We start from the raw sequence: 12,109 nt of genomic DNA, 5'->3' as shown, positions 1-12,109 counted from the left end.
CACCCGGCCCTTTTTTTGTTGCGTCGAATAGTGGCTGAACAAAGATCAGATCAAGCAACCTGAGTATCTGATTGCTGGCGGCTCCAAAGCTGCGCATAGCGCCCCTCATGCGCCAACAATGCATCATGGGTGCCTTGTTCGATAATCTCGCCGCTTTCCAGAACTACAATCTGATCCGCCTCGGCAATCGTGCTGAGCCTATGGGCAATCGTAATAACTGTGCGCCCCTCACCCGCGCGGGCCAAGGCATCTTTGATCTCTTGCTCGGTGTCGGTATCCAGCGCCGAGGTCGCCTCGTCCAGCAGCAGAATGGGTGGGTTCTTAAGCAGCGTCCGGGCGATGCCAACGCGCTGCTTCTCACCGCCTGACAGTTTCAACCCGCGCTCGCCAACCTTGGTATCGTACCCCTCAGGCAGAGAGGTGATGAACTCGTGTATCTGCGCTGCGCGTGCGGCCTCTTCTACATCCGACTGCGTCGCGCCATCCCGACCATAAGCGATGTTGTAACGGATGGTGTCATTGAACAGGACAGTATCCTGCGGCACCACACCGATAGAGGCATGTAGGCTGTCCTGCGTCACGTCGCGAACATCCTGTCCGTCAATCTTCAGCGATCCGCCAGTGACGTCGTAAAACCGGAACAACAAACGCCCGATGGTCGACTTACCTGATCCGGTCGCGCCAACGATGGCCACTGTCTGTCCGGCGGGGATGGTCAAGGACACACCTTTGAGGATTTCGCGCTCGGCCTCATAGCCGAAACGCACATCCTGCAAGGTAACCTCACCCCCGCTGACCTGAAGGTCGGGCGCCGCGGGCTTGTCTTCAACCTCGGCAGGCTGTTCCAACAGATCAAACATCTGCCCCATATCAACTAAGGACTGTCGGATTTCGCGATACACTGTGCCCAGAAAGTTCAGTGGCACGGTGATCTGGATCATGTAGGCATTCACCATCACAAAATCGCCCACGGTGAGTGAGCCGTTTTGCACACCAATGGCTGCCAGCACCATGACACCGATCAAGCCACAGGTGATCAGAAAGGACTGGCCGAAATTCAGAAACGCCAACGAATAGGCTGTTTTCAACGCCGCCCCGGCATAGGCTTTCATCGACACATCGTACCGTTCAGCCTCACGCGTTTCGGCGTTGAAGTACTTAACGGTTTCAAAGTTCAACAGGCTGTCGATGGCGCGCTGGTTCGCTTCGGTATCCTGGTCGTTCATCTCGCGCCGCAGTTTCACGCGCCATTCGGTGACCGCGAAGGTAAACCAGATGTAAAGGGCGATCGTCACGGCGACGACGACCAGATACCAGACATCAAACAGCCACATCAGGATGATGGCGACCAACAGCAATTCCAGAATCAGCGGCCCGATTGAGAACAGCAAGAACCGCAGTAGAAAATCGACCCCTTTTACGCCACGCTCGATAATCCGGCTAAGCCCGCCGGTACGGCGGGAGACGTGATACCGCATCGAAAGCTGATGGATATGCTGGAAGGTCTCTAGCGCCAGCGCGCGCAGGGCCCTCTGACCCACTGGTGCAAAGGCTGCATCCCGTAGCTGCTGAAAGCCCACAGTCATCATCCGCGCGACACCGTAGGCAACTGTCAACCCGACTGCACCCAGCGCCACGGGCGGCACCCCTTCGCCGGCCAATGCATCGACCGCCCCTTTGTACAGGATCGGCGTATAAACCGCGATCAGCTTGGCCAGCACCAGCATGGCCATCGCAATAACCACCCGGCGTTTCACCCAGGGCTCATCCTCGGGCCACAAATACGGCGTCACTTTGCGGATCGTTCGCCAGCCCGAGCGGCGTTCGTCGATCTCGGCCATTTCGTCAGAAGTCATCGGGGCCGTCCGTCTCATCACGTGCCTTATCTGCGGTCAGAGATATCGTCTGGCCCTCAAAGGGCCAGAAGTTTTTATTCGGGGATCGTGAAAATCTGCCCCGGATAGATCAGATCAGGATCGCGGATCAGATCGCGGTTGGCATCGAACAGGCGCACATAAAGGACGCCATCGCCAAAACGTTCACGCGAAATCGCCCACAAGGTATCCCCTTTTTGCACGGTGACCTGGCGGATGGGCGGCGTTTCGGCGGTGGTTTCTTCGGTCGTCGAGGCCTCAGCCGCTTGCAACACCTCAACAGGTTCGCGCTTGAAGGGCGTCTCCAAGCGGCTGACCACGGTGCCGTCGGTGCCGACCTCATCAACGCGCAGGGTGTAAACACCGGGTTCAATCCCCTGCAACTCACCTCTCCAATTGCCACCTGTCTCAGGCGTAACATCCGCAACCAGACGGTTGTTCAGATAGAGGCGCACAGCCGAACCTTCGGTGACCCGGCCCGTCAATTGAACATCGCCCGTATCCGAATAGCCGATCGTATCCAGTTCCACTTGCTCGGGCTCTGTCGTGTCCGTCGATGGAGATTGAACCAGTTCGACCCCTTCTTCGCCCGAGCGCAGCACCGCCACTTGCTGATCATCTGATGTGGCTTCAGCCGGTGATGCGCTTTCGGCCGGAGCCTCAGCAACCTCAGTATCCGCAGGCTGTTGGGGCTGTTCCCCAGCGTCTGTGGTGCCAGAGGCGTCAGACGGGGCAGCAGTGTCAGACTCGTTATCCTCGGGTGTTACGGAAGGATCGGCGCTGGCGACCTGCTCTTCTTCAACAGGTTTCGGCAGGGCCGCAATCAGGTAGTCATCGGATTGGGCAGTCACCGCACCATCAGACGTTTCCAACACCAATCCCCGCGCAACCTCACTGAACGGGATCGAAACAAACTCGGCAAACTGTCCGGTATTGTCGACCGTAAAGCTGTGCACAGCTTCGCCATCCAGCAAAACCCGAATCTCACTCCCGGGCGCAGCTTCACCCGACAGCAACGCATTGCCATCTTTTTCGACGAAGATCTGATCCAAAACCGGAGCGGTGATCTGAGGTGCTTCCGTCACCTCCTGAGCGGGTTCATCCGCGTCGGCATCCGCATCGACCTCTGCCACAGTGTCTGGTTCCGCGTCGGCTGGAGCGTCGGTCTCGGTGTCCGCCGCCTGTGCGCTCGGCTCTGATGCTTCGGGCGCAGGCGCAGCTGCAGTTTGTTCCTGAGGCGCATCCGCTTGGTCCGGCGCGCTGTCAAATGCACCAGACAGGTATGCCCCGCCCAAGCCCAACAGAGCGACTATTGCGGCAACGACTCCCCATACGAAGTTGCTCGAACTTCCGTTTCCCGACTTGGCGTCCATTGTTTTCCTTTCACCCCGCAGCACAAACACATGGTTTCTGAATGTGTTCAGGCGGACAGTTGAGCCAATTTATCAATCCCGCTATCACGGGTCAAAACCTCTGACACAACCCCGGAGCGTCAAATTCATGTCTCAGAAGTCTGTCTGTGTGTATTGCGGGTCACGCGATGGCGCTAACAAAGCCTATGCCAGCGCGGCCCAATCGCTTGGGACTCTGCTGGCGCGCGAGGGCTGGCGGCTGGTCTATGGCGCGGGCGATGTCGGTCTGATGGGAGAGGTTGCGCGCGCCGCTCAAAACGCGGGCGGAGAGACGTTTGGAGTCATACCCGTGCATCTGGTTCAACGCGAGGTCGGCAAGACCGACCTGACCCATTTCGTGATCACCGAAACAATGCACGAGCGCAAGAAAGTCATGATCATGAATGCTGACGCGGTGGTTGTTCTACCCGGTGGCCCCGGATCGCTGGACGAGCTTTTCGAAGCACTCACATGGCGGCAGCTGGGCTTGCACTACAAGCCTATTGTCGTGGTGAATGTTGACGGTTATTGGGACGCTTTAAAAACATTGCTGGATCAGGTCGTTGATCAGGGTTTTGCCGAACAGTCGCTTGCTGCGTTTGTCACCTGGGTCGACAGCGCCGATGCAGCAATAGCAGCCTTGCGCACAAATATCTAACCGCGCGCGGTACGGCTGGGCGGCATGTGCCGCCCAAACAGGGTTAAGCTAAACGGTGTGTGGGCTTAAGACGCTGCCTTAAAACCTGTTCGACCTTGTGGAGCGGGTGGTTCGTTAGCGTCTTATCGACCTCAGCCACAACTTTGGCCAGCACCTCACTGTGCAAACGCCGGCGCAGCAATCCCAGAACATGCGGGCTTGCGACCAGAACAAGGCGCTTATAGGCACCCTTCAGCCCCTTGCGGTTCAGCAAAGTTGCCAATTCCTGCACAAACAGAGACTTGGCATGGGCCTTCCAAGACGGATCATTCAAGGCTGACTTCTGGTTCGGTCCGCCATCATTGCGCCGCCCCGCCCGGTCAGAAGGTTGTGCAGCTGGCATGTCTGTTTCTTCGACTGAAACAACAACCAGATTGGGGTCTTCGGCATCAGTTATGTTTTCCATGAACAATGCCTTCTCTCCATCTGCGACAATGACCCAAGTTCCCTGTGAAAGTGCGACCATCGAGATCTCCTGTTATGACGTTTTTAGACGCATCCCTCGTCAATCAGGCGGGGTTGGTTCCCACGTTGCCGGACGCATCCGACGCTTTGCCTGTCTGTTGGTATGTGGTTTGCGGCTCTCCCGGTCCGCTTCACATTAGGTAAGCACTGCAGGGCCGCATTCAATCCCGTCTCAGCATGAAACTTCGCTTATGAACGGTTGTTCGCAGCAAAAAGGCCTGCCAGCGTCTCCGCCGGCAGGCCCTTAAAGACCCGTAATCGGATCAGACATTACATGCGCGATGCAACGTTTTCCCAGTTCACCAGATTGTCGAGGAAGTTCGACAGATAAACCGGACGCTTGTTGCGGAAGTCGATGTAGTAGCTGTGCTCCCATACGTCACAGCCCAAAAGCGCAGTCTGACCAAAGCACAGAGGGTTCACGCCGTTTTCCGTCTTGGTCACGGCCAGCGAACCGTCAGCGTTCTTGACCAACCACGCCCAGCCCGAGCCGAACTGACCAGCACCCGCCGCGCTGAACTGCGACTTGAACTCGTCGACCGAGCCAAAGCTCTCGGTCAGCGCTTTTTCCAGCTCACCGGGCATGGCGTTGCCATCTGGGCCCATCATCTCCCAGAACTGGTTGTGGTTCCACAGCTGGCTGATGTTGTTGAAGATACCGTTCTGCGCCACGGCATTGGCATCATAGGTGCCGACGATGATCTCTTCCAGCGACTTGCCGTCCCACTCAGTGCCCGCGATCAGCTTGTTGCCGTTATCGACATAGGCCTTGTGGTGCAGGTCGTGGTGAAATTCCAGTGTTTCAGCGGACATACCCTTGGCTGCCAGCGCGTCATGTGCATAAGGAAGATCAGGAAGTTCAAAAGCCATGTCGGCCCCCTGTTGAAATGAATGTTGCGGTTCCCAAAGGTTAAATGCTTTGGCAAGCGCCGCAGGTCAAGGGCCGCGACAATAAAACCGAAAGGTCCGCGATGCGAACAAAGGCACGCAAGATGTTCTACCGCGCGCGCGGATACTATGCGGGCAATCTGAATGGTGAGGCTTTTCGCCTCGATCCGTACCATTCAAAATTCTGGCGCGAAGCAGGCGATGGAACGTGGGAGCCCGAAACGTTCAAGGTTCTCGACAGATTTCTGACGCCCGATAGCGACTACCTTGATATCGGGGCCTGGATCGGCCCGACGGTTCTGTATGGGTCCCGCAAAGCCCGGCACGTCTTTTGCTTTGAACCTGATCCAGCGGCCTATCGGTTTCTGGCGTGGAATCTGGACCTGAACCAGATCAGAAATGTCTCTGCCTTCGGTGTCGCCTTGTCCGACACGTTTGGTGTGGCCAGAATGGCCTCGGTCTGGGGCGAGCCCGGGGATTCAACCACATCCCTACTACATGACGAAGCCCATGGGAATGACGCGCTGACGATCACATGGGAGCAGTTCCAATCGACCTGTGATCTGTCGAAGGTTTCACTGGTCAAAATGGATATTGAAGGGGCCGAGTTTTTTGTTCTGCCGACGTTGATTGCTTGGCTAGAACGACAAAAACCAGCGCTGTATTTGTCACTTCACGCACCACTATTGGCCGAAGATGAAAGGCTTGAAGCTACACAGAGCCTGCTGAACTCATTGAGTTTTTACTCCAATCTCAGCGACGAGAACTTTGATCCAGTTACGATCGAGCAACTGCTGAAGCCCGAGGCACTTTCTAGGTTTCAAACGGTTCTGTTGCACGCATAGACGCGTCAATTGAGTTTCTTGTTAATCGAGCAATTTAATTTGCCTTTTCGCGCTTAAGGTGCTGCCTTGGCGACACCAAATCAATCACGACAGGCATTCATGAAACATCTTACTATCGCATTGTTCACACTAATTGGCACACAAGTCGCAGCCACAGAATCCGTTAACTATGTCTGCAAAATGACCAAGCAGGATAGCCATGGCTGGATCGCGTCAGAATATTCGTTCCGCATCGATCCGGCCGCGACGTCCGCAATGGCAGCAAGCTCTTATCAGGACTGGGCAGAAGCCAAATTCAAAAATCGTGGTTCCAAGGGTTATCGCCTTGTATGGAACATCGACGAAACAATGGCCGCCGGCGGAAATGTCCGCGTTCGATACCAGGCTAACCTGAATCCGTCAGATAACTCAGTCAAAGTTCGTATGGCATTTTTGCAGGGCAACTTTGCGAACAAACCCTATGGCGTAGGGACTTGTTCGTTGAACAAATGATACAACAAGGCCCCGTCTAAGTCGGGGCCTTATTAATGCAAATCAGTAAACCCCAACCTCACTGCCGGGCTGCGCCGCCAGCTTGAGCAGTTTGAACACGTAATCCGCCGCCGAGCGGAAGCAGACCACACGGAAACTTTCGACGTCATCCATCCAGAATGCACCTGCCACCTGGGCAAGACGCGAGCGGCGGATTTGGCCGGGTTGGAACGCGTCGCCCGAGAAATCGACCGGGGCAACCTTGCCCATCACCTCGCGTGCGGTTGCGCCGGACACGCGAAACACCGCGCGGGCATCCGAGACGTTGACAGCTAAGGCATGCGTTCCGCCCAGCGCATTGGTCATGGCGGCCAGTTTGGCTTCGACCTCAGCATATGGGACCAGCACCAGCAACTCGTCCGGGGACATCCAGCAGACGCCAGTATCGCCACTCACCAATGCCTCGTGCTGACCGGGCACTTTTTGCCCGGTGGCATCTTTGATCGCTTTGGCCAGCACCTTGTCGGATTGGTTGCCGCGCAGGGTGATCATGCCCTGCAGTCCGCATTCCTCGATCTTAGCGATGCCGTCATAGCTTGCATGATTCAGGGCGCTGATGGGTTCAGACATTCTGCTTCTCCCCGTCTTTGTCATAGAAGATCGTATCTACGATCTTGGCTTTGTAGGTTTTGCCATCCGTTCCAGGGAACTCGACAATCTCTCCCATCCGATCGGGCCCATGCTTGATCAGACCCATGGCGATGCCTTTGCCCAGATTGGCCGAGTAGTAGGTCGAGGTGACACGCCCGATCATATTGCGCTGACCGTTGGCGTTGACGCCCTCGCCCACCGCATAAGCGCCATCTGGGATGACGGAACCATCCACAGTCTCCAGCCCGACCAGTTTCCAGCGGTCCGGGTCGGCCATGTGGCTGCGCGAATGGGCGCGTTTACCCAGATAGTCCTCTTTCTTCTTGGACAGCGCCCAGTGCAGCCCCAGATCCTGCGGGATCACGGTGCCGTCGGTCTCGTCCCCGATCATGATAAAGCCCTTCTCGGCCCGCAGAATGTGCAGACATTCGGTGCCGTAAGGCATCACGCCGAACTCTTTACCTGCCTCCATCAACGCGTCCCAGAACGCCTGACCCTGGCTGGCAAGAACGGCGATCTCATAGGACAGCTCACCCGAGAACGAGATGCGGTAGGCGCGGCAATCGAAGTCACCGATCTTGCCATCGCGCCATTCCATGAAGGGCAGCGCCTCTTTCGACACATCCATCCCGCCCAGTTTCTCAAGCACCCTGCGGGCGTTGGGGCCAACCACGGCAACCTGAGCGTATTGCTCGGTCACATTGGCGACATAGACTTTCCAGTCCCACCATTCGGTCTGCAACCACTCTTCCATATGACCATGGATACGCTCGGCCCCGCCGGTGGTGGTGTGGCACAGCCATGTATCCTCATCGACCCGCGCGACAACGCCGTCGTCGATCAGGAAGCCGTTTTCCGAACACATCAGGCCATAGCGGCATTTACCGATCTTCAACGTGGACATCATGTTGGTATACATCATGTCCAGGAACTTGCCTGCATCCGGGCCTTTGACGATCAGCTTGCCCAGCGTCGAGGCGTCCAGCAGGCCGAGGTTCTCGCGGGTGTTCTTCACCTCACGGTTCACTGCGTCATGTACGGATTCACCGGGGCGCACATAGGCATAGGTCCGGCGCCAGTGGCCGACAGGCTCCCAATCGGCACCGTTCTTGTCGTGCCAATTGTGCATCGGCGTTTGACGGATCGGCTGGAAAATCTCTCCACGCGCTTCACCACCAATCGAGGCCAGCGAGATAGGCGTGTAAGGCGGGCGGAAAGTGGTGGTGCCGACCTTCGGAATCTCCGAATCCAGCGCATCAGCAAGGATCGCCAGACCGTTGATATTGCTCAGCTTACCCTGATCGGTCGCCATGCCCAGCGTGGTGTAGCGCTTGGTGTGTTCGACGCTTTCATAGCCTTCGCGCGCGGCCAATTGAACGTCCGAGACTTTGACATCGTTCTGGAAATCCAGCCATGACTTGGCGCGCAGTTGGATTTCTGCATTGGCTGGCATCAGCCAGACCGGTTCCAATGGCGCCTCGGCGGTGGTTTCACCTGCCGGAGCCTTGGTGCGTTTGGGTTTGTGCCCGGCCGCTTTCGCCGCCGCTTTGCCCGCTGCATCCGCGTCGGTCAGAACATCGCCCAGTGCAAGCGGCCCGTTCGAGCTACCTGCGGCCAAAACGAAACCTTCACCATCGGCTCCGCGCGGAGGGCGCGCGGGATCGGGGCGGAAATGGGCATTTGCCTCATCCCAGATCAGCTTGCCGCCGCAATGCGACCACATGTGCACAACCGGGGACCAGCCACCGGACATGGCGACCGCATCGGCCTCGACCTCTTCGCGAGCGCCACCGATGCCTTCTTGATTGCAGATGGCAACCTTCTTGACGCGCTTGCCACCTTTGACTTTGGCGATGGCTTTGCCCGGATCGACACGGATGCCCAGCTGACGCGCCTCTTCGGCCAGCGGGCCGGCAGCTGCGCGGGCATCGACCACGCGCAACACGTCAACACCGGCCTGTTTCAGGATAATCGCGGTGCGATACGCATCATCATTGTTGGTGGCCACGATCACCCGCTGGCCCGGGGTCACGCCCCAGTTCACAACGTAGTCACGCATGGCAGAGGCCAGCATCACACCCGGCACGTCGTTGCCCGCAAAGGACAAGGGGCGTTCAATCGCACCCGCCGCAGTCACAACCTGCTTGGCGCGGATGCGCCACAGGCGATGGCGCGGGCCCTGGGTGCCAGGTTTGTGGTCAGTCAGACGTTCATAGCCCAGCACATAACCATGGTCGTAAACCCCCGCGCCCATACAGCGGGTGCGCATGGTGACATTGTCCATCGTTTCGAGTTCGGAAACCAATTGTTCCACGAACTTATCCACAGACTCACCATTGATCGAACCGCCATCAACCGGAGCACGACCACCCCAATGGGCTGTCTGCTCGATCAGCATGACTTTGGCGCCAGACGCAGCCGCCACTTTGGCCGCTTGCAGGCCTGCGACACCACCGCCGATCACCAACACATCGGTGAAGGCGTAGAAATGCTCATAAGTATCCGCATCGCGGCTGTCCTTGTCGGGCGCTTTGCCCAGACCTGCAGATTGGCGAATGAACGGCTCGTAGACGTGTTTCCAGAACGGTTTCGGATGGATGAACGTCTTGTAGTAGAACCCGGCAGGCAGGAACCGTGCCAGAGCGGTGTTGACCGCACCAATGTCGAATTCCAGGTTCGGCCAGTGGTTCTGCGAGGTTGCGGTCAACCCGTTGAACAGCTCGGTCGTGGTGGCGCGCTGGTTCGGCTCGAACCGGTTGCCCTGCCCCAGACCGACCAATGCGTTCGGTTCTTCCGCGCCGCTGGCGACCATACCGCGCGGGCGGTGGTACTTGAATGACCGGCCCACCATCATCTGGTCATTGGCCAGCAGGGCCGAGGCCAGCGTATCGCCCTCAAAGCCCTGCATTGAGGTGCCGTTGAAGGAAAAGGTAACCTTTTTCGACCGGTCAATCAGCCGGCCTTGTTTTGCGAGACGGGTGCTCATTGTGCGGACCTTTCGCAGGTGGAAGCGTCAGGGCTTCCGGCGGGAGTATTTTTGAACAGGTGATGCATCAGGAGAACTCTCTCCACGACCAGCCGGGGCGTTTGGCCGTGATGGCGTCTTTGATCTCTTGCGGCGGTTCAGTGGTCTGGGCCGGATATGTTCCGTAGACCTCAAGCGTGTCGGTATCGCGGGCTGCGATGAACCATTTCCCGATTCCATAGGCGTGTAGCCAAAGCTCGAAATGCACACCGCGCGCGTTTTCGCGGGTGAACATGTAGCTTTCAAACTCCTCATCCGAGGAGCCCGGGCCAAAGCGTTTACGATGCGCTTCACCGCCACAATGGAGTTCGGTTTCATCCAGCATGGCGCCGGTGAATGGGCATTTGAGTGTCAGCATGATGCAGTCTCCTTGAAGACGCCGAGTTGAGACAACAGGGTTTCCGAGAACTGCGGATGCATCAGTGCGCCACCCCGGCGGCGACGCTTTCGTCGATAAAGCGGCCCTCTTTAAAGCGGTCCATCGTGAAGGCTTCGGTCAGCGGCGAGTGGCCCGTGGCCATCAACTGTGCCATGCCCCAGCCCGAGCCTGGAATGGCCTTGAAGCCACCGGTGCCCCATCCGCAGTTGATGAAGCAATTGCCCATCGGCGTGGTTGACAGAATGGGCGAACGGTCGCCGGTCATGTCCACGATCCCGCCCCACTGGCGCAGCATTTTCAGACGTGAGATCATCGGGAAGGTTTCGATCAGCGCGCGCACGGTTTCTTCGATATGGTGGAAACTGCCGCGTTGGGTGTAGTTGTTGAACCCGTCGGTGCCGCCGCCAATGACCATCTCACCTTTGTCGGACTGGCTCATATAGCCATGCACTGTGTTGGCCATCACGACCACGTCCATGCAGGGTTTGATCGGCTCGGAAACCAGCGCCTGCAGCGCCACCGCTTCCAACGGCAGACGGAAACCCGCCATCTCGGCCAGCTGACCGGAATGCCCGGCAACCACGATGCCCAGCTTGTCACAGTCGATGGCACCCTTGGTGGTGTCGACACCAACGACGCGGCCATTTTCCGACCGAACCCCGGTGACTTCGCATTTCTGGATGATGTCCATGCCCATGGCTGAACACGCACGCGCATAGCCCCAAGCCACCGCATCATGTCGCGCGGTTCCGCCGCGTTCCTGCCACAGCGCCCCCAGAACCGGATAGCGCGGGCCATCGATATTGATGATCGGCACCAGCTGTTTGACGCGCTCGGGGCCGATCCATTCGGTCTTCACCCCTTGCAGGGCGTTCGCATGCGCCGTGCGTTGATAGCCGCGAATTTCATGCTGGGTCTGCGCCAGCATCATCACGCCGCGCGGGCTGAACATGACATTGTAGTTCAGGTCCTGACTCAGATCCTCGTACAGGCTGCGCGCTTTCTCATACAAAGCAGCCGACGGATCCTGCAGGTAGTTCGACCGGATGATGGTCGTGTTCCGACCGGTGTTACCACCGCCCAGCCAACCCTTTTCGATGATCGCGATATTCTGGATGCCGTAGTTCTTGCCCAGATAGTAGGCCGTCGCCAGACCATGCCCCCCCGCACCAACGATAATCACGTCATAACGTTTCTTGGGTTCAGGGGATCGCCACGCGCGTTCCCATCCTGTGTGATAGCGCAACGCTTCGCGCGCAACAGCAAAGGCTGAATAGTGTTTCATATGCGAATCCATCCGGTTCGGTGATTGGGCGCAGATATGCCTTGAAGCCGCAGAATATCTCTGCCGCACAACGCCGCAATATCGCACTATTGCGACATGTCGTCCATTCGCGGCCATTTGTCCCTTTTGTCAAACGAC

11 protein-coding genes are annotated in these 12,109 nt (G+C 57.7%); 3 read left to right on the top strand and 8 right to left on the bottom strand.

Annotated features, from left to right (window positions below; translation table 11 throughout):
* Positions 1–50: 50 nt before the first annotated feature.
* Entirely contained in the window at positions 51–1,856 is a 1,806-nt protein-coding gene (locus ACR0JX_RS06190) for an ABCB family ABC transporter ATP-binding protein/permease (protein ID WP_480542326.1), read from the bottom strand.
* Positions 1,857–1,930: 74 nt separating this feature from the next.
* The gene (locus ACR0JX_RS06185; RefSeq protein ID WP_480542324.1) at positions 1,931–3,247 is read right to left on the bottom strand and encodes a LysM peptidoglycan-binding domain-containing protein; all 1,317 of its coding nucleotides are present in this window, start codon (positions 3,245–3,247) and stop codon (positions 1,931–1,933) included.
* Positions 3,248–3,374: 127 nt separating this feature from the next.
* On the opposite strand from ACR0JX_RS06185, the gene ACR0JX_RS06180 reads away from it, so the two are divergent.
* Positions 3,375–3,923, top strand: a complete 549-nt coding sequence (locus ACR0JX_RS06180; protein ID WP_480542322.1) for an LOG family protein — start codon at positions 3,375–3,377, stop codon at positions 3,921–3,923.
* A gap of 43 nt (positions 3,924–3,966) precedes the next feature.
* Here ACR0JX_RS06180 and ACR0JX_RS06175 read toward each other — a convergent pair whose 3' ends face one another.
* The gene (locus ACR0JX_RS06175) at positions 3,967–4,428 is read right to left on the bottom strand and encodes a baeRF12 domain-containing protein (RefSeq protein ID WP_480542321.1); all 462 of its coding nucleotides are present in this window, start codon (positions 4,426–4,428) and stop codon (positions 3,967–3,969) included.
* A 269-nt stretch (positions 4,429–4,697) separates the two neighbouring features.
* Positions 4,698–5,297, bottom strand: coding sequence for a superoxide dismutase (locus ACR0JX_RS06170; RefSeq protein WP_170530688.1), 600 nt, complete (start codon positions 5,295–5,297; stop codon positions 4,698–4,700).
* 101 nt (positions 5,298–5,398) lie between these two features.
* Between ACR0JX_RS06170 and ACR0JX_RS06165 the strand changes: the two genes are divergently transcribed.
* Entirely contained in the window at positions 5,399–6,160 is a 762-nt protein-coding gene (locus tag ACR0JX_RS06165) for an FkbM family methyltransferase (RefSeq protein WP_480542318.1), read from the top strand.
* Positions 6,161–6,259: 99 nt separating this feature from the next.
* Positions 6,260–6,652 (top strand): hypothetical protein, encoded by a 393-nt coding sequence (locus ACR0JX_RS06160; RefSeq protein WP_480542316.1) that lies wholly within the window; start codon positions 6,260–6,262, stop codon positions 6,650–6,652.
* 42 nt (positions 6,653–6,694) lie between these two features.
* Here ACR0JX_RS06160 and ACR0JX_RS06155 read toward each other — a convergent pair whose 3' ends face one another.
* From ACR0JX_RS06155 to ACR0JX_RS06140, 4 genes are all read right to left on the bottom strand, one after another.
* Positions 6,695–7,261, bottom strand: coding sequence for a sarcosine oxidase subunit gamma (locus tag ACR0JX_RS06155; RefSeq protein WP_480542314.1), 567 nt, complete (start codon positions 7,259–7,261; stop codon positions 6,695–6,697).
* Positions 7,254–10,268, bottom strand: coding sequence for a sarcosine oxidase subunit alpha family protein (locus ACR0JX_RS06150; RefSeq protein WP_480542312.1), 3,015 nt, complete (start codon positions 10,266–10,268; stop codon positions 7,254–7,256). Before ACR0JX_RS06150 ends, ACR0JX_RS06155 begins: the two co-directional genes overlap by 8 nt.
* 67 nt (positions 10,269–10,335) lie before the next feature.
* Positions 10,336–10,665: a sarcosine oxidase subunit delta gene (locus ACR0JX_RS06145; protein ID WP_480542310.1), complete on the bottom strand. Its 330-nt coding sequence runs from the start codon at positions 10,663–10,665 to the stop codon at positions 10,336–10,338.
* A gap of 61 nt (positions 10,666–10,726) precedes the next feature.
* Positions 10,727–11,971 (bottom strand): sarcosine oxidase subunit beta family protein, encoded by a 1,245-nt coding sequence (locus tag ACR0JX_RS06140; RefSeq protein ID WP_480542309.1) that lies wholly within the window; start codon positions 11,969–11,971, stop codon positions 10,727–10,729.
* Positions 11,972–12,109 lie beyond the last annotated feature (138 nt).

The organism is Ruegeria sp. AH7 (assembly GCF_056541325.1).
This window is presented reverse-complemented; position numbering and strand designations above follow the sequence as displayed.

What these genes read in the sequence shown, in the direction of transcription:
- ACR0JX_RS06190 (WP_480542326.1), bottom strand. Translation starts at nt 1,856, where the DNA reads ATGACTTCTGACGAAATGGCCGAGATCGACGAACGCCGCTCGGGCTGG.
- ACR0JX_RS06185 (WP_480542324.1), bottom strand. Translation starts at nt 3,247, where the DNA reads ATGGACGCCAAGTCGGGAAACGGAAGTTCGAGCAACTTCGTATGGGGA.
- ACR0JX_RS06180 (WP_480542322.1), top strand. Translation starts at nt 3,375, where the DNA reads ATGTCTCAGAAGTCTGTCTGTGTGTATTGCGGGTCACGCGATGGCGCT.
- ACR0JX_RS06175 (WP_480542321.1), bottom strand. Translation starts at nt 4,428, where the DNA reads ATGGTCGCACTTTCACAGGGAACTTGGGTCATTGTCGCAGATGGAGAG.
- ACR0JX_RS06170 (WP_170530688.1), bottom strand. Translation starts at nt 5,297, where the DNA reads ATGGCTTTTGAACTTCCTGATCTTCCTTATGCACATGACGCGCTGGCA.
- ACR0JX_RS06165 (WP_480542318.1), top strand. Translation starts at nt 5,399, where the DNA reads ATGCGAACAAAGGCACGCAAGATGTTCTACCGCGCGCGCGGATACTAT.
- ACR0JX_RS06160 (WP_480542316.1), top strand. Translation starts at nt 6,260, where the DNA reads ATGAAACATCTTACTATCGCATTGTTCACACTAATTGGCACACAAGTC.
- ACR0JX_RS06155 (WP_480542314.1), bottom strand. Translation starts at nt 7,261, where the DNA reads ATGTCTGAACCCATCAGCGCCCTGAATCATGCAAGCTATGACGGCATC.
- ACR0JX_RS06150 (WP_480542312.1), bottom strand. Translation starts at nt 10,268, where the DNA reads ATGAGCACCCGTCTCGCAAAACAAGGCCGGCTGATTGACCGGTCGAAA.
- ACR0JX_RS06145 (WP_480542310.1), bottom strand. Translation starts at nt 10,665, where the DNA reads ATGCTGACACTCAAATGCCCATTCACCGGCGCCATGCTGGATGAAACC.
- ACR0JX_RS06140 (WP_480542309.1), bottom strand. Translation starts at nt 11,971, where the DNA reads ATGAAACACTATTCAGCCTTTGCTGTTGCGCGCGAAGCGTTGCGCTAT.